Source organism: Streptococcus suis, from assembly GCF_002960445.1.
In the GTDB taxonomy this organism is placed as follows: Bacteria; Bacillota; Bacilli; order Lactobacillales; family Streptococcaceae; genus Streptococcus; species Streptococcus hyiners.
Map to the genome: position 1 here is coordinate 84,904 of NZ_POJD01000142.1, position 24,419 is coordinate 109,322.

17 protein-coding genes are annotated in these 24,419 nt (G+C 40.5%); 13 read left to right on the forward strand and 4 right to left on the reverse strand.

The window, feature by feature from the left end; all coding sequences use genetic code 11:
• The first annotated feature begins 25 nt into the window (after window positions 1–25).
• Complete coding sequence (gene rexB / locus C1G53_RS04245; protein ID WP_105117802.1) at window positions 26–3,295, forward strand: ATP-dependent nuclease subunit B; 3,270 nt, start codon at window positions 26–28, stop codon at window positions 3,293–3,295.
• The gene (gene addA, locus C1G53_RS04250) at window positions 3,295–7,107 is read left to right on the forward strand and encodes a helicase-exonuclease AddAB subunit AddA (protein WP_105117803.1); all 3,813 of its coding nucleotides are present in this window, start codon (window positions 3,295–3,297) and stop codon (window positions 7,105–7,107) included. The genes rexB and addA overlap by 1 nt, the downstream gene beginning before the upstream one ends.
• Before the next feature lie 10 nt (window positions 7,108–7,117).
• On the opposite strand, the gene plsY is transcribed toward addA, so the two are convergent.
• Entirely contained in the window at window positions 7,118–7,762 is a 645-nt protein-coding gene (gene plsY, locus C1G53_RS04255; protein WP_105117804.1) for a glycerol-3-phosphate 1-O-acyltransferase PlsY, read from the reverse strand.
• 141 nt (window positions 7,763–7,903) lie between these two features.
• Between plsY and parE the strand changes: the two genes are divergently transcribed.
• The 9 genes from parE to C1G53_RS04300 all read left to right on the forward strand — a co-directional run bounded on the left by parE (window position 7,904) and on the right by C1G53_RS04300 (window position 18,068).
• Complete coding sequence (gene parE, locus C1G53_RS04260) at window positions 7,904–9,853, forward strand: DNA topoisomerase IV subunit B (protein ID WP_105117805.1); 1,950 nt, start codon at window positions 7,904–7,906, stop codon at window positions 9,851–9,853.
• Between the two features lie 23 nt (window positions 9,854–9,876).
• On the forward strand, window positions 9,877–10,479 hold the full coding sequence (gene fic, locus C1G53_RS04265) for a protein adenylyltransferase Fic (RefSeq protein WP_105117806.1): 603 nt from the start codon (window positions 9,877–9,879) through the stop codon (window positions 10,477–10,479).
• Window positions 10,480–10,511: 32 nt separating this feature from the next.
• Window positions 10,512–11,015, forward strand: coding sequence for a YkvA family protein (locus C1G53_RS04270; RefSeq protein ID WP_105113779.1), 504 nt, complete (start codon window positions 10,512–10,514; stop codon window positions 11,013–11,015).
• 27 nt (window positions 11,016–11,042) lie between these two features.
• Window positions 11,043–11,603, forward strand: coding sequence for a GTP pyrophosphokinase (locus C1G53_RS04275; RefSeq protein WP_105117807.1), 561 nt, complete (start codon window positions 11,043–11,045; stop codon window positions 11,601–11,603).
• 176 nt (window positions 11,604–11,779) lie between these two features.
• The gene (parC, locus tag C1G53_RS04280; RefSeq protein ID WP_105117808.1) at window positions 11,780–14,233 is read left to right on the forward strand and encodes a DNA topoisomerase IV subunit A; all 2,454 of its coding nucleotides are present in this window, start codon (window positions 11,780–11,782) and stop codon (window positions 14,231–14,233) included.
• A 240-nt stretch (window positions 14,234–14,473) separates the two neighbouring features.
• The gene (locus C1G53_RS04285; protein WP_105117809.1) at window positions 14,474–15,496 is read left to right on the forward strand and encodes a branched-chain amino acid aminotransferase; all 1,023 of its coding nucleotides are present in this window, start codon (window positions 14,474–14,476) and stop codon (window positions 15,494–15,496) included.
• 165 nt (window positions 15,497–15,661) lie between these two features.
• Window positions 15,662–16,399, forward strand: a complete 738-nt coding sequence (locus C1G53_RS04290) for a YveK family protein (protein ID WP_105117810.1) — start codon at window positions 15,662–15,664, stop codon at window positions 16,397–16,399.
• A 21-nt stretch (window positions 16,400–16,420) separates the two neighbouring features.
• Window positions 16,421–17,143 (forward strand): CpsD/CapB family tyrosine-protein kinase, encoded by a 723-nt coding sequence (locus tag C1G53_RS04295; protein ID WP_105117811.1) that lies wholly within the window; start codon window positions 16,421–16,423, stop codon window positions 17,141–17,143.
• A complete protein-coding gene (locus C1G53_RS04300; RefSeq protein ID WP_202821171.1) occupies window positions 17,130–18,068 on the forward strand; it encodes a beta-1,6-N-acetylglucosaminyltransferase in 939 nt (312 codons plus the stop codon). The genes C1G53_RS04295 and C1G53_RS04300 overlap by 14 nt, the downstream gene beginning before the upstream one ends.
• Before the next feature lie 580 nt (window positions 18,069–18,648).
• Here the strand turns inward: C1G53_RS04300 and C1G53_RS04305 are convergent.
• Window positions 18,649–19,590, reverse strand: a complete 942-nt coding sequence (locus C1G53_RS04305) for a glycosyltransferase family 2 protein (RefSeq protein WP_105117812.1) — start codon at window positions 19,588–19,590, stop codon at window positions 18,649–18,651.
• Between the two features lie 147 nt (window positions 19,591–19,737).
• Here C1G53_RS04305 and C1G53_RS04310 point away from each other — a divergent pair, with 147 nt between their 5' ends.
• The gene (locus C1G53_RS04310) at window positions 19,738–20,934 is read left to right on the forward strand and encodes a DUF5963 family protein (protein ID WP_105117813.1); all 1,197 of its coding nucleotides are present in this window, start codon (window positions 19,738–19,740) and stop codon (window positions 20,932–20,934) included.
• Window positions 20,935–20,992: 58 nt separating this feature from the next.
• Here C1G53_RS04310 and C1G53_RS04315 read toward each other — a convergent pair whose 3' ends face one another.
• Complete coding sequence (locus tag C1G53_RS04315) at window positions 20,993–22,468, reverse strand: lipopolysaccharide biosynthesis protein (protein ID WP_153046660.1); 1,476 nt, start codon at window positions 22,466–22,468, stop codon at window positions 20,993–20,995.
• Between the two features lie 107 nt (window positions 22,469–22,575).
• Window positions 22,576–23,478: a glycosyltransferase family 2 protein gene (locus C1G53_RS04320; RefSeq protein WP_105117815.1), complete on the reverse strand. Its 903-nt coding sequence runs from the start codon at window positions 23,476–23,478 to the stop codon at window positions 22,576–22,578.
• 166 nt (window positions 23,479–23,644) lie between these two features.
• Here C1G53_RS04320 and C1G53_RS04325 point away from each other — a divergent pair, with 166 nt between their 5' ends.
• On the forward strand, window positions 23,645–24,418 hold the full coding sequence (locus C1G53_RS04325) for a glycosyltransferase family 2 protein (protein WP_105117816.1): 774 nt from the start codon (window positions 23,645–23,647) through the stop codon (window positions 24,416–24,418).
• Window position 24,419: the final 1 nt, after the last annotated feature.

Below are 24,419 nucleotides of genomic sequence, written 5' to 3' on the forward strand. Positions count from 1 at the left end.
TATTTTATGAAAGCGTGGTGGCCGAATGAAATTAGTCTATACAGATATTCGTAATCCTCTGACACAGTATCTGACAGAGCAGGCGGCAGTATTTGCCAAACAAGGGAAGCGTGTTTTTTATATTGCTCCTAACTCCCTATCATTTGAAATGGAACGCAAGGTTTTGGAATACTTGCCAGAGCAAGCTACTTTTGACATTATCGTGACACGTTTCGGTCAATTAGGACGTTATTTGTTGATTGATAAGGTAGAGGAAGGGCAGTCGCTTGATGATGTAGGCTTGGCCATGGTTTTTTTCCGGGTCTTATCACAGTTTAAAGATGGTGATTTGAAAGTCTACGGGCGTTTAAAGACAGATTTTGGTTTTATCAATCAACTAGTAGCACTATATAAAGAGTTGCAAGGGGCCAATATGTCTGTTTTAAACTTGGAAGCCATGGGTTCTCCAGACAAACAGGCTGATTTGACCAAGATAATTCTGGCAGTAACTGATGTTTTGGTCAAGGAAGGCTTTGAGCACCGATCCAAGTTAGCACAGCTGATTAGTATGATTGAAACAGGTCAGTTAGATCAGCAGTTAAAAGATATAGTCCTTGTTATAGATGGCTTTTCTCGTTTCTCAGCAGAAGAGGAGGCCTTGGTAAGCGCCTTAAATGAATGGGTATCGGAGATTTTGATAGGTGTTTATGCTAGTAAAAAGGCTGTAAAGGCAGCTTATATTGAAGGAAATGTTTACCAGGCCAATGTTGATTTTTTGCGTCACTTATCTGCCCACTTTAGCAGCAAAATTGACTACATTGGTCAGGAGCCTGTTTTGGATAGTCTAGGTAAAATTTCCAAGAATATGGAATGTCATTACGATTATAGTGGTTCTCAGCTCGCCCTAATGGAGGCAGATCGAAGCAAGATTGAGATTTGGAAAGCTATCAATCAGAAAGCTGAAGTGGAGCAGGTTGCAATCGCCATTCGTCATCTACTTAGCAAGGGTGTTCGTTACAAGGATATTCTTTTGTTGGTTGGCGATGTTGATAGCTATCATTTACAAATTGGCAAGGTGTTTGATAGATTTGACATCCCCTACTATTTGGGGAAGGCAGAAGAGATGAGTCACCATCCTCTCGTGCATTTTGTTGAGTCACTCCAACGCTTGCGTCGCAATCGTTTCAGACCAGAGGACCTGCTCAACCTTCTCAAATCAGGCTTGTACGCCAGTATTTCTCCAAAGGAACTGGATCTTTTTGAATCTTATGTGCAATTTGCAGATATGAAGGGTCAGGCTGCTTTTTCACGGGCCTTTTCGGTCAATAGCAGAGCAGACTATGATGAGGAGGTAGTTAAGGAGAAGGGGCTTATCTATGATTTGAATGTCTTAGAACCTCTGCGGGCCAAGATTATGGAGCCTTTGCTGATCTTGTTTAAGGCTGGTCCGCAAAAGGCTAGCAGTCTACTAGAGAAATTTATGGTCTTTTTAGAGGCTGTTCAGCTAACTCAAAATATGGAAGTGCTCACTAAAGGGCTAGGTGAAGCAGAGCAGGATAAGGCGAAACAAGTCTGGAATAGCTTTATCCATACTCTTCATTCTCTTCGTCAGATTTTTGGTCATGAAAAAATGAAGTTGGATGATTTTCTGGCTATTTTACAGGCTGGAATGCAGGCCAGTCAGTATAGGACTGTTCCAGCAACAGTCGATGTGGTCAATGTAAAATCCTATGATTTGATTATGCCTCATACTGCCAAGTACGTTTTTGCTATCGGTATGGGACAGGCTAATTTCCCAAAAGTTGCTAAGAATACCAGTCTTTTGACCGAAGAAGAGATGGCCAAGGTCAATCTGGTATCAGCTAGCTCCTCTCGTTTTGACTTGGTCAGTCGTGACAATATTAAGAAAAACCACGCTACCATGATATCCTTACTAAATGCGGCTACGGAACACTTGGTTCTTTCTGCACCTCAGATATACAATGAAGGTGAAGATCCTCAATCCCCTTATATAGGCCTTCTCGTCGAGCTGATGAAGTTTCAAGTGATACCGCATGGTCGAATACTCAGTCCAAATCCTCAAGATGTCGGTTACTATAAAGGCTTGCTCTCTCAGCTAAAAGAGCCAGCCCTGTCAAGCCTTGAACAAGATTGGCAAGGTCAATCAGCTTTTTGGACTACTCTGGTATCCGAGCTAAAAGAAAAATTTGCAGCAAAAGATCTTTCTATTCCTGAAATCAAGGATGATATCAGTCCAGTCGCCTTAAGTGAAGATACTCGAGCAGTTCTCTATCCAGCAGATAAGCCTTTAAAACTATCGGCCTCTAGTTTGACCAATTTTTACAATAACCAGTATCTCTACTTTATTCGCAATATCCTACGCTTGCGGGAGCAGGAAACCATTCATCCGACAGTGACCCAGCACGGGCTCTTTCTACATCGTGTCATGGAACGCTTTGCTATGGACAAATCTAGTGATAGTTTTGAGCAGAAGTTGGATAAGGCTATTTCTGACACTCACAATGAAGCGGAGTTTAAGATGTTTTATAGTCAGGATGCCGAAGCGGAGTTCACGGGGCAAGTTTTAGATACGATTGCTCGCTCTACAGCGACTGTTCTAAGGGATAATGATTTGGTCGCTATTGATGGTCAGGAAAAGAGTTTCCGTGAGGAACAAGCTATTAAAATCCTAGATACTCAGGTCAATCGGCCAATTCATATCAATGGTACCATTGACCGCTTGGATACTTTATTGATAAATAATGCTGTAGGTATCGTAGATTACAAGTCCAGTGATCAGACCTTCTCATTGGCTGATTTTTACAATGGTTTGAAACCCCAATTGGTCACTTATTTGGAAGCTGTGCGCCATCTGAAAGAAACAAAAGAAAAGGCTGCTTTTGGAGCTATGTATCTACATTTACAAAATCCTCTTATCCGATTAAAGGATACGAAGAATATGGAAGAACTAGAGCAGCTTGCCAATACCAGTTTAGTCTACAAGGGTTTATTTATTAAAGGGGAAAGTCAAGGTCTTTCATCCCTTTATAAGACAGAGAAGCAGACCTATGAGAAAGAGGAATGTGATATTCTACTGGAGCATAATCGACATCTCTATCAGAAGGCTGCTGAGGAAATTATCAATGGTCGCTTTGCTATTAACCCTTATACAAAAGATGGACGTTCGGTTGCTGGTGAGCAACTGAAGGCCATTACAGGTTTTGAGGCCGATCGACATATGGGAATGGCTCGTCGTTTGGTCAAGGAAACAAAACGAGAGAATTGGCTAGAGAGAATGAAAGGAGAAGAGGACTAATGGCTTTTGAACCATTTTTAAGTGCAGAAGAAATTCGTGCTATTCAGTTGGAGGAGGCTGCTTCTGCAAAGAAGCCCAAGCGGACACCTGAGCAGATTGAAGCCATTTATAGTCATAGTCAGAACATACTTGTTTCAGCATCAGCTGGTTCTGGCAAGACCTTTGTCATGGTGGAGAGGATACTGGACAAGCTACAACGTGGTGTGGGGATTGAAGAGCTTTTTATCTCTACTTTTACAGTTAAGGCAGCAGGTCAGCTAAAGGATCGGATTGAGGACAATCTTAATAAAACCATTGCTGCGACTAGCGATATGGACTTGAGGCGGCACCTATCAGCTCAGTTGGCTGATTTGACCAAGGCTGATATCGGGACCATGGACTCTTTCACGCAGAAATTAGTCACGACCTATGGCTATAGTCTGGGTATTTCGCCCCAGTTTCGTATCCTACAAGATGAAGTTGAAAAATCTAGTTTCAAAAAAGAAATTTTTAGTCAGATTTTTGCAACCTATTTAGAAAATGACAAATCAGGGGACTTTCGGAAGCTGGTCAGCAATTTTTCAGGTAGTCGGAAAGACAATAGCGGTTTTCGTGCAGTCGTCTATCAGATTTATGATTTTAGCCAATCAACTAGCAATCCGACCCAATGGCTAAAAGAAAAGGCTGTTCAGTCAGAACTTTATAGCCAGGAAAAAATTGACCAGATGCTTGAACAAGACTATAAGCAAACTGTTTTGGACCAGCTTTATGATGCTGCGGATTTTTTCCATTACCATGTGGAATGGGGGAAAAAAGATTTTGGCTCTGCTCCATATTTTGCTAATGTTGAAGAGGTTGTGGGTCTTTTGACAGATTTAGATGGCTTGGGTCTAAAGGACTTGACGGAACGGGTTGAAAAAATTCTACTCATCAATAGCCAGTCCAATGGCAGGGGGTTGACAAATGCTAAGCGTCCTAAGGATGAGCATTTACTAGCTTTTAAGGAAGAATATAATGTTGGTAAGAAACAAATTATTGAAGGCTTGCGGGAGTTAGGGCAGGAAGCCTATGAATTGAACTTGCTTAAAGACTACCAGCTTCAAGCTCTGCCTTTGTTGGAGCTTCTGCGTGATTTTGTTTTGGATTTTTCACAAGCCTATTTGGAGTTGAAAATCAGGGAAGCTGCCTTTGAATTTTCGGATATTGGGCATTTTGCCATTCGGATTTTAGAGGAAAACGAGGATATTCGCCAGTATTTCCAAGACAAGTACCATGAGGTAATGGTGGACGAGTACCAAGACAATAACCACAGTCAAGAGCGAATGTTGGATTTGCTGTCTAATGGGCACAATCGCTTCATGGTAGGGGATATCAAACAATCAATCTATCGCTTCCGTCAGGCTGATCCGATGATTTTCCAAGAGAAATTTGAACTTTATCAGTCTAATCCAGAGGCAGGAAAATTGATATTACTCAAGGAGAATTTCCGCAGCAGTATCGAGGTTGTAGAAGCTACTAATGCGATTTTTACTCGCCTTATGGATAAACAGGTGGGTGAAATTAACTATGATGGCAGCCACCGCCTAGTCTTTGGTAATAGTGAAAACCCTACTTATAAGCCAGAAAATCAGATGGAGTACTGGCTCTATAGTCAGAAGGAAGATAAGACTGATACAGAGGATAGGGAAGAGGAGGTGGCCATATCAGCTGGCGAAGTTGAAATGGTGGCTAAGGAAATCTTACGTCTGCATAAGGAGAAGAACGTAAAATTTGAAGACATTACGCTATTAGTCCAAAAACGAACCCACAATCATCTGATTACAAGCATTTTTGACAGGTATGGTATTCCCTTAGTGGCTGATGGTGGGTTAACATCCTATCTGAAATCCTTGGAAGTCATGGTCATGCTAGATACCTTGCGGGTAATTAACAATCCGCTCAATGATTATGCCCTAGTAGCACTTCTCAAATCTCCTATGTTTCGATTTGATGAGGATGAATTGACCCGCATTTCCCTACAGGCTAATACAGGATTTTTCTATCAAAAGATGGAAGAAGCGAAACAAATAGAAGGTATCAAAGATGATGCGGACCAAGAGAATTGTGCTAGGAAAAGCTTGATTACAAAAGGTTTGCAAACTAAGATTAGTCATTTTTTGTCAGTATTGGATAGCTGGCGTTCTTTTGCCAAGCTACATTCTATCCATGATTTGATTTGGAAGATTTTCAATGAAAAATTCTACTACGACTATGTAGCTACTTTGCCAAATGCCAGCAAGCGACAGGCTAATCTTTACGCCCTGGGTTTGCGTGCTCATCAATTTGAAAAGACTGGTTACAAGGGATTATCTCGCTTTATTGCCATGATTGATCGTGCCTTAGTCAACGACAAAGACTTGGCAGATGTTCAAGAATTTGTTCCGGAAAACGCAGTGCAACTCATGACTATTCATAAGTCAAAGGGGTTGGAGTTCAAGTATGTATTTCTTATGAATATTGATAAGAAATTTAACTTAGAGGACCATTACCAGTCTGTTATTATCAGTCGAAAAAATGGACTTGGGGTTCAGTATCTGGCAGACATGAAAAATCGGGTAAGGAGTTCATTACCCCAGGTGCGCGTGCTGATGAATACTCTTCCCTATCGTCGTAACTTGCAAGAGCTGAAAATTGCCAATCTATCTGAACAAATGCGCTTGCTTTATGTAGCCCTGACCCGAGCTGAGATAAAACTCTACTTGGTTGGAAAAGGGTCTGAGGAAAAACTAGCAGATCGGTACGACGGCAAACAAGAAAATGGTGTCTTAGCTAAATCAACAAGAGAGAATATGGTCAGCTTTCAAGATTGGATACTAGCTATTGACGCTGCCTTTGCTGGTCAAGACCTTCACTTCAAGAAAAGATTTGTGACGGATGAGGACCTTGAAGAAATCGGGGAGCAGATCGAAGACCAGTCAGTTCAAGAAGCAGCGGAAGCAAGTGACAATCAAGCAACTGAAACCGTAGAGGTTACTGTGTCTGAACAGTTACCACTAGAGCAAGCTGACCAAACTGAACAAGCCAAAGAGGTGAAGTCGGATCGAATAGAAGAAATCCAGTTAAAAGACATTGAGATTGGTTTGAAATTATTGTCTTCTGTCCAAGAACTGAATGCCAGCTATAAGGCTGCTATAGAATTACCAAGTTTACGGACTCCAAGTCAAATCAAGAAACTCTATGAGCCTATTTTGGAACAAGAAGGCATGGAAATCATGGATAAGTCCGATACAAGGCAGGACTTGGCAAAATCCAAAACAAAACGGACCTTCAACTTGCCAGATTTCTCCAAGAAACCAAAAATTACTGGAGCCCAAGTCGGTTCAGCAGTCCATGAACTCATGCAACGCTTGGACTTGTCTTGGTTGGTGACAGAAGATACGGTAAGAGAAGCTCTAGAAGCTGTTCATGCAGATCAGGCTGTTAAGGACAAGATTGATATTCAAAAGATCTTGGATTTCTTTGATACAGACTTGGGTCAGGAAATTCTAGCCAATACGGACAAACTACACCGAGAAGCTCCATTTGCAAGTTTGCAGACTGATCCTGTATCACAGGAAGATTTTGTCCTGCGTGGGATTATCGATGGCTACCTACTCTATGATGATCATATTGTCCTCTTTGATTACAAGACAGACAAGTATGACCAACCAATCCAACTCAGCCAACGTTACCAAGCTCAAATGCAACTCTACGCAGAAGCATTGAAAAAAGCCTACAAGATAAACCGTGTAGACTGCCATTTAATTTTGCTAGGCGGAGAGAGAATAGAAGTAGTTCAAGTTGATGTAAACTAAAAGCGAGTGATTAAACTCGCTTTTTCTGTTTGGTTAGATTGAGGCCGAATGGAACTAAATTTTCTTCTTTTTTCAAAATCCGTTGGATATTTTCCTTGTGTCGAACGATGACAAAGAGCCCCAAAAAGACGATGATAATGGTAAAGAGCCAGTCGTAGCTAGGTAGGATAAATTTTAGTGCTGGAAATAGCAGAGCTCCTAAGATGGCTAAGGCTGCTGCCAAAACACTAGAGAAGGACACCATGGATGTCAAGTATAGTGAGCTGGCAAAGATTAGAATAAGATAGAGGCAGAATGTAGGTGCGACACCCAACAACATACCAGCAGATGTGGCAACAGCCTTACCGCCTTTGAATTGGGCAAAGATGGGGAAAGTATGTCCTAAAACAGCCATCAATCCAAAGACAATCGGAGAAATTCCTTGGGCATGAAAAATAATTGGGAGCAGTGCTGCCAAGGTTCCCTTGAGGAAATCAATCAGAAAGACGACAGTGCCCGCCTTCTTACCGAGAATTCGGAAGGTATTGGTGGTTCCCGTATTGCCTGAACCATGCTCCCGGATATTGATCTTGAAAAAAGCCTGACCAATCCAAAGTCCTGATGGAATAGAACCTAATAAATATGCGACGAATAATAAAATAAGATTGACTAACATGCTTCCATTATAGCACAATTTCCTTTGAATTCTCCTCAAATGCGTTTTCTTAGCTGTTCCAGCCGAAAGTTAGCAGAAAAATTTTGCAAAAATGCTCAAAAACTTGTAATATAGTAAGGATGACAAGTATGGAGGTCAGTTTTGACTAAGAAAGAGATTAACATAAATAATTATAATGACGATGCCATTCAGGTATTAGAAGGGCTAGATGCTGTTCGCAAACGCCCTGGTATGTACATCGGCTCCACAGACGGAAATGGTCTGCACCACATGGTCTGGGAGATTGTCGATAATGCTGTCGACGAGGCCTTGTCTGGTTTCGGTGACCGAATTGACGTGACCATTAACAAGGACGGTAGTCTGTCCGTTTCCGACCGTGGACGTGGAATGCCTGTCGGTATGCACGCAACAGGCAAGCCAACCGTTGAAGTTATCTTCACCGTTCTCCACGCAGGTGGTAAGTTCGGTCAAGGTGGCTACAAGACTTCAGGTGGTCTGCACGGGGTTGGTTCTTCGGTGGTCAATGCCCTGTCCAGTTGGTTGGAAGTGGAAATTACCCGTGACGGTGCTGTTTACAAGCAACGGTTTGAGCAGGGCGGAAAGCCAGTCACGACCCTAGAGAAGATTGGCACCGCTCCAAAATCAAAAACAGGTACAAAGGTTACCTTTATGCCTGATGATACCATCTTCTCGACGACGGATTTCAAGTTCAACACCATTGCCGAACGTTTGAAAGAATCAGCCTTCTTGCTCAAACAAGTCACTATGACCCTGACAGATGAGCGGACGGGTGAGCAGGAGGAGTACCACTACGAAAATGGTGTCCAGGACTTTGTATCCTACCTCAACGAAGACAAGGAAACCCTGACTCCAGTCCTCTATTTTGAAGGAGAAGATGCAGGTTTCCAGGTCAAAGTTGCCATGCAGTACAACGATGGTTATTCAGATAACATCCTGTCCTTCGTTAACAACGTTCGGACCAAGGACGGCGGTACCCACGAAACAGGTCTTAAACTAGCCATTACCAAGGCCATGAACGACTATGCTCGTAAGACCAACTTGCTCAAGGAAAAGGACAAGAACTTGGAAGGCTCTGACTACCGTGAAGGTTTGTCTGCGGTCCTTTCTATCCTTGTGCCAGAAGAGCATTTGCAGTTTGAAGGGCAGACCAAGGACAAGTTGGGAAGCCCACTTGCTCGTCCTGTGGTGGACGGCATTGTGTCGGACAAGCTGACTTTCTTCCTTTTGGAAAATGGGGAATTAGCTTCAAATCTAGTTCGTAAAGCCATTAAGGCGCGTGACGCCCGCGAGGCTGCGCGTAAGGCGCGTGACGAATCCCGAAATGGTAAGAAAAACAAGAAGGACAAGGGTCTTTTGTCAGGGAAACTCACCCCAGCCCAGTCCAAAAATCCAGCTAAAAACGAACTCTATCTGGTCGAGGGAGATTCGGCCGGAGGCTCTGCCAAACAAGGCCGTGACCGCAAGTTCCAAGCCATTCTACCTTTGCGTGGTAAGGTTATCAATACCGCCAAGGCTAAAATGGCGGATATCCTCAAAAACGAAGAAATCAACACCATGATTTACACCATTGGTGCAGGTGTTGGTTCAGACTTTACGCTGGAAGATGTCAACTATGACAAGATAATTATCATGACCGATGCGGATACGGATGGTGCTCACATTCAGACCCTCTTGTTGACCTTCTTCTATCGTTATATGCGACCATTGGTAGAAGCTGGTCGGGTTTACATTGCCCTTCCGCCGCTCTACAAGATGTCCAAAGGCAAGGGCAAGACAGAAAAGATTGCCTATGCTTGGTCTGATGGAGAATTAGAAGATCTCCGCAAGGATTTTGGCAAGGGCTTTATCCTTCAACGCTACAAGGGTCTTGGTGAGATGAATGCCGATCAGCTCTGGGAAACAACCATGAACCCTGAAACCCGTACCCTTATCCGTGTCACCATTGAAGACCTGGCCCGAGCTGAACGCCGTGTGTCCGTCCTCATGGGCGACAAGGTCGAGCCACGCCGCAAGTGGATTGAAGATAATGTCAAATTTACATTGGAAGAAGCGACTGCGTTTACTAAATAATCTCAGGGAAGTTGAGGTGCCATATGGTTTTAGAAAATAAATTGGGGATTGAAAATTCGGCTGAATTAGCCCGTCTTGAAGAACAAATCAGTAAGAAAAAAGCAGCCAAACTATTTGAAACTGGTCAGTTATTCCAGATTGAAGTTGGAACCTTTGCAGGTTTGGCACACATTCATCAGGCTTTATTCGAGGATATTTACGACTTTGCAGGGAAAATTCGTGATGTCAACATTGCTAAGGATAATTTTCAATTCGCTCCCCGGATTTTTCTGGAGCAGTCTTTGGCCTATATTGACAAGCTACCTCATGAAAACTTTGACGAAATCGTTGAAAAATATGCGGATATGAACATTGCACATCCATTCCGAGAAGGAAATGGACGCAGTATGCGTATCTGGTTGGATTGTATGTTTCGGGCTAGTTTGGGCAAGGTCATTGATTGGAATAACATTGATAAAGACGAGTATTTCAATGCCATGATTAGAAGCCATGTGTCAACAGGTGAACTCAAATACCTCTTGCTACATTCTTTGACTGACGATCTTGGTCAGGCTACTTATTTCAAAGGTATCGACCATTCTTATTTCTATGAGGGTTACAACCTCTATCGGACAGAGGATTTGTAATTCTAGCACAAGCAAACTATGTGAGGTGTTTTATGCCACTAAGAGTAAAATTAACTGACCGTTTTCAAAAACAGCTGACTGAATGGGCTCGAAAGCGCAAGCCATTTAAAAACAAACAGGAATTAGAAGAAAAGTTTGACCAGGCGCTTGAAACTTGGAAATCCTCCAAGACTAGAGAACGGGCAGAGGCCTTGTTGTCTGATCAAGGGAAATTGGAACATTTTCTGCAAAATATAGAGAAGAAATTGGCACGACTTCCATTTGGCGGGGACAAGTTTTCAGCCATTCCAGGAATGATTTCCATGGTTAGAAGCTATGTTAAGCGAGAATATACAGCCTTACCAAAAGGAGCTATTTTAGCTACAATCGGTGCCTTAATCTACTTTTTTAGCCCACTGGATGCTCTGCCTGATTTCCTATTCGGACCTGGTTTGTTGGATGATGCCTTTGTCCTTAATGCCTGCCTCAAATTAGTTAAGTCTGATGTGGATGATTTCAGAAACTGGCAAGCAAGTCAGTGGAAGGTGGAAAAGTAGCTCTGCTATTTTACGAGGAGAAAGAAGATGTTAGAGAAAGTTGAACGATTAATAAGTGAAATTAACCGCATTCATCTTGAGTATTCACAGGATTATTTTGAAACAGGAAAAGTTGAGAAAATCAATCTCAAGCATACATTTGCCAAGGTGCCTACCCAGCCTATTCTGACCTATCGGCTCAACTTACACGAGGCTATCAATGACTATTTGATGCGTGCTGATGTGAAGGACATTACCTATTTTTATCGTGTCAAAACATCGGAATCCATTTTGGATAAGATTGAGCGTTTTAAAGAGAGAAGCGAGGGATATCCTGTCAACTCCATTCTCAATGATATTTTCGGTGCTCGTATGATTTTGACTTCTGAGGAAATCGCGGAGGTCATGGAGCGTCTGGATGACTGGCAGGAAAAATATGGACTGAAAAACTGGTACCTGCGAGATAAGGACGGCTATGTCGGCATTCATATCTATTTCAAAAATAAGAGTAATTTCTACTACCCGTGGGAATTGCAACTGTGGGATGAAAAAGATGTCGAAGGCAATATTGCCAGTCATATCAAGTATAAACGGAAGTTTGTGGGGTAAGTCAAATTAAATTTTTCTCTTATGCAAACAAAGTGAAAGAAAGGAATGTTCGGTTGCTAGAAACAACTGAACACGCCCTAAAGACTGTGTCAAAAAGATAAATCGTCTAGAAAATCAGGATTTTCTGCCGATTTCCTATTTTGACTTTGTCTTTTACGGGCTTTGTATCTTAATTTATGTCTAACATTCAAAACATGTCCCTTGAGGACATCATGGGAGAGCGTTTTGGTCGCTACTCCAAATACATTATTCAGGAGCGGGCTCTTCCGGATATTCGTGACGGTTTGAAGCCTGTACAACGTCGGATTCTTTATTCTATGAATAAAGACGGCAACACCTTTGACAAGGGCTATCGTAAGTCTGCCAAGTCAGTCGGTAATATCATGGGGAATTTCCACCCGCACGGTGATTACTCTATTTATGATGCCATGGTCCGCATGAGTCAGGACTGGAAAAACCGCGAGATTTTGGTGGAGATGCATGGAAATAACGGTTCCATGGACGGCGATCCGCCTGCGGCTATGCGTTACACCGAGGCTCGTCTATCGGAAATGGCTGGCTATCTCTTGGCTGACATCGAGAAAAAGACGGTGCCATTTGCTTGGAACTTTGACGATACGGAAAAAGAACCCACTGTCCTACCAGCTGCCTTCCCTAATCTATTGGTTAATGGAGCGACAGGAATTTCAGCTGGGTACGCGACTGACATCCCGCCACATAATTTGGCTGAGGTCATTGATGCTGTTGTCTATATGATTGACCATCCGACTGCGAAGTTAGAAAAGTTGATGGAGTTCTTGCCTGGACCAGACTTCCCAACGGGTGCTATTATCCAAGGGGCTGACGAAATCAAGAAGGCCTATGAAACTGGTAAGGGCCGTGTCGTTGTCCGTAGCCGTTGTGAAATCGAGCAACTCAAGGCTGGCAAGAAACAGATTGTCATTACCGAGATTCCTTACGAGGTCAACAAGGCTGTTCTAGTCAAAAAGATTGACGACGTTCGTGTTAACAACAAGGTACCTGGAATTGCGGAAGTACGTGATGAGTCAGACCGGACAGGTCTGCGGATTGCCATTGAACTGAAAAAAGACAGCGATGAGCAAACTATTCTCAACTATCTGTACAAATACACCGATCTGCAAATCAATTACAACTTCAACATGGTGGCCATTGATAACTTCACACCACGTCAGGTTGGCTTGCAGAAGATTCTGTCTAGCTATATTGCCCACCGTCGTGAGATTATCATTGCCCGTTCTAAGTTTGACAAGGAAAAGGCAGAAAAACGCCTCCATATCGTAGAGGGATTGATTCGTGTCATTTCCATTTTGGATGAAGTGATTGCCCTTATCCGTGCTTCTGAAAATAAGGCAGACGCCAAGGAAAACTTGAAAATCAGCTACGATTTCAGCGAGGAACAGGCAGAGGCTATCGTGACCTTGCAACTTTATCGCTTGACCAACACCGATATTGTGACCTTAGAAAACGAAGAAGCAGCCCTCCGTGAGCAGATTCAGACATTGGCAGCCATTATCGGAGATGAGCGGACTATGTTTAATCTCATGAAGAAAGAACTGCGTGAGGTCAAAAAGCAGTTTGGCAACCCTCGTTTGAGTGAATTACAAGATCAAGCAGAGACCATTGAAATTGATACTGCCAGCTTGATTGTGGAGGAAGAAACCTTTGTCAGCGTGACTAAGGCAGGTTACATCAAACGGACCAGTCCGCGTTCTTTCAATGCCTCAACGCTTGAAGAAATGGGCAAACGGGATGACGACCAGTTGATTTTCTTACAGAATGCCAAGACAACCCAGCACCTTTTGCTCTTTACCAATCTTGGAAATGTCATCTACCGACCTGTCCATGAGTTGACAGATATTCGTTGGAAGGATATTGGTGAACACCTGAGCCAAACTCTTATGAACTTTGATACCAATGAAGAAATTATCTTCGCTGAATTGGTGGAGAATTTTGATGAGGGAACTTATTTCGCGGTGACCAAATACGGTCAAATCAAGCGTGTGGAGCGGAAGGAGTTTACTCCATGGCGGACTTACAAGTCCAAGTCAACCAAGTATGCCAAACTTAAAGATGCGAATGATGTGGTCATTACTGTATCGCCTGTAGTCTTGGATGACATCATGCTCATGACAGAAAAGGGCTACGCTCTGCGATTTAACATCGAGGAAGTGCCAATTATCGGTGCCAAGGCGGCCGGTGTCAAGGCGGTCAACCTCAAGGATGGGGATGTGGTGGCTGCGGCCTTTATCAGCAACACCAGCTCCGTCTATCTCCTGACCCAGCGTGGTAGTTTGAAGCGGATGGCGACAGAGGAAATCCCTGTGACCAGCCGTGCCAAGCGTGGTTTGCAGGTGCTTCGCGAACTCAAGGCTAAGCCTCACCGTGTCTTTGCGGCTGGTCCAGTCTTGACGGACCAGGGGGATTTTGACCTCTTTAGTACGACAAATGAAGATGAAACGATCAGTCAAGTGCTTCATGTGCAGTCCAAAACGGGCAAACTCTATGAGGTTGATGTGACGCAGCTTAACCTGTCTGAACGCACCAGCAACGGCAGCTTCATTTCGGATACCATTTCTGATGAGGAAGTGTTTAGGGCTTGGATTGATTAGGTATTTAGAATGAAAAAGAAATTCCTTATTTTGTTCACTATTTTAGTACTGATAGTCCTTGCCATGAAAGTCTTTCCTACCTTTGAGGAATGGCTTCACCAGCTGATTGGTTGGTACTAACGGATATAGAACGAACCCGCTCCGGCGGGTTTTTTCTAATGTTGCAAAATATTCTGAATTTTTCTTGTAAATCACTTTCAAAAGTAGTAAAATAATAAAAAATACCTTTGGAGAAACTATATGACAGTAAACATCGACTGGGAAAACCTTGGTTTTGCCTACATGAAACTACCTTACCGCTTCATCGCTCATTTCAAAGATGGTCAGTGGTCTGAGGGGCAGTTGACAGAAGATGCGAACCTGCACATTTCAGAAAGCTCACCAGCCCTCCACTACGGCCAGCAGGCCTTTGAAGGCCTCAAGGCCTATCGCACCAAGGAGGGAAAACTCCAACTCTTCCGTCCTGACCAAAATGCCGAGCGTCTGCAGCGCACAGCTGACCGCTTGCTCATGGAGCCTGTTCCGACTGAACTATTCATCAAGGCTTGTAAAGAAGTGGTCAAAGCCAATGCAGACTACGTTCCTCCCTATGGAACTGGTGGCACCCTCTATCTTCGCCCGCTCCTCATTGGTGTCGGCGACATCATCGGCGTCAAACCTGCGGAAGAGTACATTTTCACAGTTTTTGCCATGCCAGTTGGCAACTACTTCAAGGGCGGTCTTGCTCCGACCAACTTCCTCATTCAGGACAAGTACGACCGTGCGGCACCAAATGGAACAGGGGCAGCCAAGGTTGGTGGTAACTACGCGGCATCACTGTTGCCGGGCCAATATGCCAAAAAGCAGGGCTTCTCAGACGTGATTTACCTGGACCCAGCTACCCACACCAAGATTGAGGAAGTCGGCTCAGCAAACTTTTTTGGGATTACAGCCAATAACGAGTTTGTCACACCAATTTCACCATCAATCTTGCCTTCTATTACCAAGTATTCTCTCTTGTATCTAGCAGAGCATCGTCTGGGGATGAAGGCAGTGGAGCGAGAAGTCCTTGTCGAAGAATTAGACCAGTTTGTAGAAGCAGGAGCCTGCGGTACGGCAGCTGTAATTTCTCCAATCGGTGGTGTCCAAATCGCAGACAAACTCCATGTTTTCCATAGCGAAACAGAAGTGGGGCCAGTTACCCGCAAACTCTATGAAGAATTAACAGGCATCCAGTTCGGTGACATCGAAGCACCAGATGGATGGATTGTTGAAGTGGAATAACATTTTCTCCTATTCAGTTAGAACTGGGTAGGAGTATTTTTATGCAATGCATCACAAGGAATAATTTTTAGATCTACTGCTCTTTTGCACACTTTTTAGCAATAAATTTGTTATAATGGTAGGGATTAAAGATATATTCCTTACACTTAGAAAGGTAAAAGATGTATGAATAAGAAATCAGATGACATTATGAATATTTTTGATTTGATTAAGCTATTTAAAAAGAATGCACTTATGATAGTCATTTGTGCCCTATTTGGTGGTCTTCTTATGGGCTTGTATGCAAATTTTGCAGTGAAACCTCAGTATGATTCAAGTGCTCAACTCTTAGTTGCCCAGGATCCGATTGATATTGGTAGTGGTAATACTTATGTACAGGCAGCCAACTCTATCCGAACAAATTTGGAAATGATTCCCACCTATCGTGATATTCTTTATGGAGTGCCAGTCCTTGGAAAGGTATCGGAAACGTTTGATGGTAAATATTCGGCAGCAGAATTGAAAGCGCGTTTAAACTTTGCTCAATCAGAAAACTCCCAGGCTTTTGTTGTGAAGCTCAGGATGGATGACGCAAAGGAAGCGCAAGCTGTTCTTGAAGAAATTACAACAGTTTTCAGTCAAACCTTGCAGGAAATTTATAGTCAAGGTTTTGGCAAGGTTGTGGTTCTCTCCCCAGCCTCTTACAATGGTAACAAGGTGTCACCCAATATCATTAAAAATAGTATTTCAGGTGTGCTAGCAGGTGTCTTTCTATCATTTGGATTCATTCTTACTAGAAACCTTTTTGACCGAACTGTAAAAAATGATGCCTTGTTACAAAATCGTAACCTGACACTCTTGACCGAATTATATGATATGACTTCAAAAGAGATTAGTGACGCAAATTACAAATCAAATTTATAATACTAGAAAGTGATTCTACAAATGTTTTTCGGAAGAAGAAAGAAACAAGAAAAATTAAATAAACAACAATTACAAGGTTCTCCACTCTATTCTGCAACACAGCCAACAAGTTTGAATGCAGAGCAGATTCGAGTTCTTCGGACTAACTTAGAGTATGCACAGTTGAATGGTAAAATCAAATCAATCGGTATTACCTCTTCTATACCGGGTGAAGGAAAATCTACTGTTTCAGCTAACTTAGCACATAGTCTTGCTGCAACTGGTAAAAGAGTTTTGATAGTAGATGCTGATTTGCGAAAACCAACCGTCCATCGGACCTTTAAAGTCTCTAATCAACGAGGATTGACGGACCTTGTTATTGGAAAAGAGGGACGTTTTACACAAAACTTACATTATCTTACGGACCTAGACTTGTATGTACTTCCTTCAGGCCCTATTCCACCAAATCCATCTGAACTCTTGCAGTCTGAAAATATGAGTAAATTGATGACAGACTTGGCCAACTACTTTGATTTTGTTATTTATGATTTACCACCTGTAAATAGCGTGACGGATGCACAGATTATTTCCAGAAAAGTAGATGGAATGATTTTAGTAGTTCGTCAAGGCTATGTCTTAAACACCGAGCTTGAGAAAAGTTTACGGAATTTGAACAATGTTGAGGCGAAACTGATTGGTTATGTCATGAATGATGTTGTAAAAGAGCAGAAGGGTTCTTACTATTATTATTATGAAAAAGATTGATGGAAATCAAACAAGAAAACACGCATATTTAATTATGGTCCACCATAATTTTAAACAATTATTATTTCTAATCTCTCTTTTAGATGATGTTAGAAATGATATTTATCTACATATTGATAAGAAAATTGACAAAGAAGCATACACATATATATATAATGAGATACAGAAGGCTACGTTCAACTCAAAAATATATTTTGTAGACCGTATTGCTGTTTATTGGGGACATTATTCATTTATTGAGGCTGAATATTCTTTATTTAAAGCATCATCGAGTAATTATGAGTATTCCTATTACCACTTGATTTCAGGTGATGATTTGCCATTAGTATCTCAAGATGCTATCCATCAATTTTTTAATCAGCATCCCAATAAGTTATTTTTAAAGAAAGCCGAGATCACACCTACTATATATGAGAGGGTAGCTTTCCCTTATATTTTTCCCCGTATAACAGAAAGGACTTCAAAGTCATTATTTTTTAGGATATGTTATCGTATTTTTAGGAAACTTGAAAAATCCGTCTATAGAATTTTAAAAGTGGATTGCTTTAAAAAGTTTGGATTGGAGTTGGGAAAAGCTTCTAATTGGGTTTCAATTGATAATCGTATGGTAAAGATTATTCTTGAAAATGAGGGATTAGTAAAAAAGATATTTGAGAAATCTTTTTGTGGAGATGAACTTTTTATTCCAACCTTAGTCAATCATTATGATTTGGTAGAAGATGTTTATTATTACGAGATAGTTCCAAATGCCATGGGAGAATTTCAAGGGCACCTTAGATATATCAATTGGTGGGATGGAAATCCATACGTTTGGACAGATTCAGAAAAAGATAAGAGTGAATTGTTGCTTGCGAAAAAAATGGACATTTTTTCAGCAGAAAATTTGACTGTTCTAGATACCCTAAATCTGGTGAATTTGTATTAAAACTTATTGAGCAAGATAATTTTGACTAAGAGTAAACATTTTCCGAACGAATTGGGATAAATGACAGAATAATCTCATCAATCTAGTCAGTGCTTGAAGTACTTTTTTTCTATGTTTTCTCTTACGATTTCTCGCTTAGCAATAATATTTTTTGTTCGTCAGTAGTTCAAATACTTCCTAGACTTTTCGCGCTATCCTTTACTCTACAATGGGGGAGAACAGTACTTCGATAGTATCCATTTACGGTACAGTTAATTTTGTAACTCTTAGTCCGTCGCGCTACCTAAGGTACGCGACGAAAGTAATACAAAAAACTCCAAAGCTAATACAATATAGGTTTTTAAGCCGATTGTAGAGCGAATGGAGGAGAAAACATTTTAATGGATGACTTCTTCACGAGCATAAATTTAGTAAGTCTGTATCACATGATATAGTCCTTGTTGCTGGATTGTAAAAGAGTATGAAGAATTTCGATTGGGATTATGGGACATTGTATGAACGATTCTTGAAATGGCTGATGTTAATTACTCAAATCTCAAATTTAAACCACCCGTTTAAGGAGTGGTTGTGTTTCTATTTATTATCTATTTGAGAGAAAATGATTAAGAAGTCGTCCTAATTTATAACTAGATGGCAATAGATATACCTTTATTATGTAGCGGTGATATGGCAAAGTTTTTTTATAAAAAGTAGATAGGTATGGATTCTTGAGGTAGTGCATTGAGCGAAGTAAACTTACGGCTTCAGAATAGGCTTTTTTGTCACCGATTTTAATGCTGTTTGCGGTCATTTGAAGTAAATCTTCAATCGCTTTGAAGGCAAAATATTCGGAATAATTTGGATTTCTTTTACCTAAGGTAATATTATTTAACATTGAATTTTGATTTACCTTAGGATTTGGTGTCGTACTGAGTGATCCGTTTCGCGAGCGATAAAAATAGAGTTGTTCAGGGACAGTGGAGATATGATTGGCATGAATCATCAATTCAAAATAGACTCCTTCTCCCATTCCTGATAAAAATCGAAAATGAATATGGTCTATTAAATTCCTGGATACAATGCGAGCAGTAGGATGTGTGTTATGATAGATATCTTTCAATTCTGCTTTTCCGTAAACAGGTTTAAAGGATAATTTCTTCTTTTTACCATTAGAGGACAGATTATCCTTATAACAAAGAACAATTTCTGCATTTTCTTTCTTTGCTTGGGTGTAAAGTTTCTCTAACATGTCACTTTTGATAACATCATCTGAGTCGACAAATGAAATGAACTCGCCACTTGATAACTCGATTCCTTTATTTCGAGCATCCCCAACCCCCATATTTTCAGGAAGGTCAATGATGGTAATGCGATTATCGTTTTGTTTATATTGTTTTAAAATTTCTAGTGAATGATCGGTTGAACAATCGTTCACTAGAATTAACTCAATATCTTTTAAACTTTGTTGGAGAATTGATTGGATGCAATCTCCGATATATTTCTCTGTGTTATATACAGGTACAATGATTGAAATTTTAGGCATACATATATTCCTCTCTGTTTGAAATTATATCATAAAATTCCTAAGAAAACTGCTTTTGGAATATCTAATAATTTCCTAAGAGATGTGAAACATATCATTTGCTTAACAAAATTTAAGGTGAATTTATATAGTAAGGAGTATTGACATATGATAGATAATAGACTATTTAATAAATGGGGTATCTCCTTTTTCTATATCTCTATGGCGATTTATCCCTTTAACATTTTATTATCGCTTCTTTTTCAAAAAATCGGAGCTTCATTTATAGCAGCAAGAAGTATTTTTATTTGCTATGCACTAGTTTATCTTTTGGCAATCTATATTTTGGTGAAATTTGGTTTTTCGTTAAAACGATTAACGGTACTCTACTTCATATACATTTTATACTTCATTTTGTTTTTGACCAGTCCTCAATCAGTTAAGTCAGTTTATACTAGCACAGTCATGATCATGATTTACATCTATTACCTACCCTACTCAGTGCTTATTTTAACTAGAATAAGTGATTTTCGTCAACTATTCACTAGTAAAGTGATTGAGTACATGAATTACTTGTTAATAGTTGGTGCATTTGTTTCTAAGTATTTCTTTCAGAATCAGACCAATTATATGACCTTTTCTTATCAGCTGTTACCAATTTGGATGCTATTTACCTTTAGTTTCATTCGCCGACCGACACTGCTTAAGGCAGGAGTTGCTTTAGTTATGTTGCTAGAGGGAGTTATATATGGTGCTCGCGGTCCATTGATCTGGTTGGTTATCGGAGCAGTGGCCTATTTCATCTTTCTGGCGTTTGAAAACAAGTTCATCAGCAACCTATCCTTGAAGAAAGTATCACAAATCGTTCTATGGCTGGGGCTTTTCATAGGAATTTTCTCAGTTGCAAGAAAATCATTACCTACACTCAACATTGAAAATTCTTATATTTTAAATCGTTTGGAACAAGGGAACATCGGAGTGAGTACAGGTAGAAATGAAATGATTGACATAGCCATTAACTATTTAAAACAGATGGGCGGTGAAATAAACGGATTGTTTTTCGACCGTACCCTCATGCCGGATAATATTTACGTTCATAATTTTATATTAGAAACCTATCTATCATTTGGTTGGTTTATTGGGACCGTGATACTGGTTTCATTGGCTTATTTCGTAGGAAAAACGTTTCTGTACTCTAATAATACCAATAGAAAAGTAATTATCTTTGCTATTTCAGCCTTTTTCTTAAAATATTTTTTAACTGGAAGTATGTATGAAGGAGATAGTTTTATCATTATGATGGCCCTTGTTTGTGCTATCTATAGTCAAGCAAAACAAGAAAGAATAATGTCTGATATTGACTAATCAAAAAACTCTATTGTCCCAAGCTATTGGTAGCTATGGGAGCAATAGAGTTTTTTGATTACTTGATCATTGAGAGAATGTTTTTTTGAAGTATAAAGCGATTGAGGAGATAGGAAATTCCGCTAGTAAGGACGACACTACATAGACCAAACAGTCCCCAGCTTATAAAATTAGTAATCCATTTTGTCAATGGAAGGAAAATCAGACAGGAAGTAGACACAGTTAGCATATCAACCAATAGTTGCCATTTCAGATGGTGTAACTGTGCCTGTAGGATATGCCGATAGCAGTACCAAATATAGTAAAAGAGGCTAAATAATAGTGATATACCTGTTCCGATTGCTACCCCAATGAGCTGCCAATGAAAGACAAGGCCGATAGAGATTGCTAGATTAAGGAAGGCCTCCGAATAGGTTCCAACTTGTGTTTCCTTAAAACTTCCTGCTGAAAAAACCAGTGTACGATAAGGCAAGCGCAGGGCGTTGATAAAGATAGCCAAGGTCATCAGATAACCAAACAAGGGCTGGTTATAATTCGCATCCGTTATGCGTTGGGTATATAGGATGACAAATGGTGTAATCAATTGGAAGGTAGTGCTTAACAAAATTGTGGCAGCGGTATGGATAGTCCATTCAATTTTATTAAACTGTTCATGTAAAACAGTTCTATCTTCTAAATGGAGTGCGCGTCCAAGAAACGGTCGCAGACCGCTGGTTGCTGCGTTTAAGAAAGTCTTTATCCCCTGAAAAACGGTATTATAAACAGCGTAAACAGAAACCTGAGAAAGACTAGCAAAGAGTGATAGGATGACCACATCTGTACTTTCTTGAATGGTATAGGCGATATGCTGACCAATACCATACCACTGTTGTTTGATTTTGTAGTCTTTATCAATATTTTTCTTGGAAATGTGGTAGTGCTTGTGGACATAGAAACTAATGCAGATGGGTGGAAGTATGAACACAAGAGAGGAAATGAATTTTACTAGGTAAATACTTTGTCCACTGTTAATCAAGAAAATAGATAGAGCTAAGTTTATGATATTAGCAGTTCCTTGCAATACTTCCTTGATATAAGCTCGTTGGTCGGAACCTAAAATGATTTGACTGGTAATGCCTACAAAGAATTGCAGAAGGTGGGAGAGGGATAGTATCAAAGTTAACCCCATAATTTGAATACTGGAAACATTGCCAGTTAAGGTTTGAGGTAGGATTAAGAACAAGCAACCAATATAGACCAACAAGGCCAGACCAATCCGGTTGAAAAAAACTTTAGATTTATAGTAAATGGTTGATAATTGGTTAAAGTCCCCATCTAAAATTGGTTTATATAAACTCGCTTGAATAACAGTAGCCATTCCAAGATCGAGAAGACTGATTAAGTTGAGGTATTGGGAAATACTTGACATCAATCCGTTAATTTCTGTACCATAGGCAGTGATAAATAATCTTGGTAATATTAGACTGCAAATGATGGAGATACATTTATTGAGTAAGGAAATTAGTCCATTGAGTTTTAGTGATTTTGTATTCATAGAGCTTGCAACTTTCTAACAAAGGACAAATATCGCAATTACGTTTCTTTGATAAAGGGAACGAAATTTGATAAAATAGTAACAAATAATATCTTTGAATAGTAATATTATCTAGAAATAAGATTTTGTTTCACTTGTAATAGTTTTTTTAGTGCAGAATAGCCGAATAGGGAGCAGGTCCAATACAGAAATGGAACAAATCTAGGTTTGATTTGAATCGATTTCCATAATTGTTGACGAGTTTCTTTTATCTGGCCTAGTTTGAAGTAGCGCATAGCAAGATAATACTCCTGATAGGCCAGTAAGTCCTTTTCTGGAAGCGCCTGTAATGTTTGGTTGATGGCGCGTGCTTTTTTAGATACAATTTGGTAACCCTGAATGACCTTGGTAGAGTTTTTGGAAATACTGTCTTCTTGCACCTCATAGGCAACTAAATCTTCTGCCAGTTTGTAGCCCTGACTGACCTGGAGGAGTTTTAGAAACAGGTCCCAGTCCTGACAGCTGAGTAGATTACTATCTAATCCACCGACCTGTTGAAATAGCTCCTTCCTTACCATTAGGGTAGAGAATCCACCTAGGTTATTTTGCTTAATTGTTTCTTTTAGTGGAATAATTCCTTCTGAAAGAGTGTGAACTGCCTTAGCACCAAAACCAGTCACAACAAAACCAACTTCTGGTCGGTCTTGTAAAATACGAACTTGTTTTTCAAGTTTTGTTGGTAGAAAATAATCATCCGAATCAAGGAAAGCGAGGTACTCTCCTCTAGCCTTTTCTACCCCTATATTCCGACAAGCATTGGCACCACTATTTTCCTCAACGACAAAGAGTGAAAGATTGTCCTGTTGCTTTTGTAAGTCTTGAATGATTGAAACAGATTGGTCAGTTGATTGATCGTCAACTACGATGATTTCTACATTTGAATAATGTTGTTGATTGACGCTTTCGATGGCTCTTTGGATTAGATGTTGGCGATTAAAGTTCGGAATAATGACTGAGATAAGTGGTTTCATGAAAATATCCTTCTAAGTTTCTATACATAATATTACAACAGGATAGTCTTTTTTTCAAATCTCGTCTATTGGTTTGATTGATTTTTTAGGACGCGCATGAATGTTTTAAAATACTAGATTGAAATGTGAATTTAAAAGTTAGTTATTGATAAAGGATACATGATATATGACGAACCAAGCATATGACACTCCACTGGTTAGTGTCATTATTCCAGTTTATAATGCCTCGCAGTTTATTGAAGAAACCATTCAGTCTGTCCTTAAACAGACTTATCAGCATTTTGAAATCATCCTTGTAGATGATGTTTCAACGGACGCATCGGTATCTATCATTAGAAAAATGATGGTGACAGATAAGCGCATTTCCTTGCTTGAGAATGAAGTCAATTCAGGGGTCGCTCTTGCACGAAATAGGGGAGTTGCGGCTTCGACAGGGCGATTTATTTGTTTCTTAGATGCCGATGATCTTTGGACTCCGACGAAACTGGAAAAGCAGGTGGCCTTTACCTTGAACAATGGCTATGCCTTCACTTTTACTTCTTACCAATTTGCAGATGAGAGCGGGATAGCCCTAAAGGCACCACTCCATGTACCAGGCAAGATTTCTTATCAACAAGCGCTTGGTAATCATACGATTTTTACATCGACGGTCATGCTAGATCTCAATCAACTTACTAAGAAAGATATTGAAATGCCCGATGTTCGTAGGGGACAGGATACTGCTACCTGGTGGAAAATATTGAAGTTGACAGACTACGCTTATAGTATCGATGAGCCACTCTCGATATACAGAAGAACATCGGCATCTTTGTCTGCTAATAAGTTTGCCGCTGTAAAACGTACTTGGAATTTATTTAGAAATGTAGAAGGTCTGTCTTTGTGGCAAACCATTCCTCCATTTTGTAGCTATGCCATAAATGCCATAAAAAGAAGATTATAAG

Bases quoted from the DNA above. Each gene is read 5' to 3' on its own strand.
- C1G53_RS04310 (WP_105117813.1), top strand. From the start codon at position 19,738: ATGATAGATAATAGACTATTTAATAAATGGGGTATCTCCTTTTTCTAT.
- C1G53_RS04270 (WP_105113779.1), top strand. From the start codon at position 10,512: ATGCCACTAAGAGTAAAATTAACTGACCGTTTTCAAAAACAGCTGACT.
- plsY (WP_105117804.1), bottom strand. From the start codon at position 7,762: ATGTTAGTCAATCTTATTTTATTATTCGTCGCATATTTATTAGGTTCT.
- rexB (WP_105117802.1), top strand. From the start codon at position 26: ATGAAATTAGTCTATACAGATATTCGTAATCCTCTGACACAGTATCTG.
- C1G53_RS04295 (WP_105117811.1), top strand. From the start codon at position 16,421: ATGTTTTTCGGAAGAAGAAAGAAACAAGAAAAATTAAATAAACAACAA.
- addA (WP_105117803.1), top strand. From the start codon at position 3,295: ATGGCTTTTGAACCATTTTTAAGTGCAGAAGAAATTCGTGCTATTCAG.
- C1G53_RS04305 (WP_105117812.1), bottom strand. From the start codon at position 19,590: ATGCCTAAAATTTCAATCATTGTACCTGTATATAACACAGAGAAATAT.
- C1G53_RS04300 (WP_202821171.1), top strand. From the start codon at position 17,130: ATGAAAAAGATTGATGGAAATCAAACAAGAAAACACGCATATTTAATT.
- C1G53_RS04325 (WP_105117816.1), top strand. From the start codon at position 23,645: ATGACGAACCAAGCATATGACACTCCACTGGTTAGTGTCATTATTCCA.
- C1G53_RS04315 (WP_153046660.1), bottom strand. From the start codon at position 22,468: ATGAATACAAAATCACTAAAACTCAATGGACTAATTTCCTTACTCAAT.
- C1G53_RS04290 (WP_105117810.1), top strand. From the start codon at position 15,662: ATGAATAAGAAATCAGATGACATTATGAATATTTTTGATTTGATTAAG.
- C1G53_RS04320 (WP_105117815.1), bottom strand. From the start codon at position 23,478: ATGAAACCACTTATCTCAGTCATTATTCCGAACTTTAATCGCCAACAT.
- C1G53_RS04285 (WP_105117809.1), top strand. From the start codon at position 14,474: ATGACAGTAAACATCGACTGGGAAAACCTTGGTTTTGCCTACATGAAA.
- parC (WP_105117808.1), top strand. From the start codon at position 11,780: ATGTCTAACATTCAAAACATGTCCCTTGAGGACATCATGGGAGAGCGT.
- C1G53_RS04275 (WP_105117807.1), top strand. From the start codon at position 11,043: ATGTTAGAGAAAGTTGAACGATTAATAAGTGAAATTAACCGCATTCAT.
- fic (WP_105117806.1), top strand. From the start codon at position 9,877: ATGGTTTTAGAAAATAAATTGGGGATTGAAAATTCGGCTGAATTAGCC.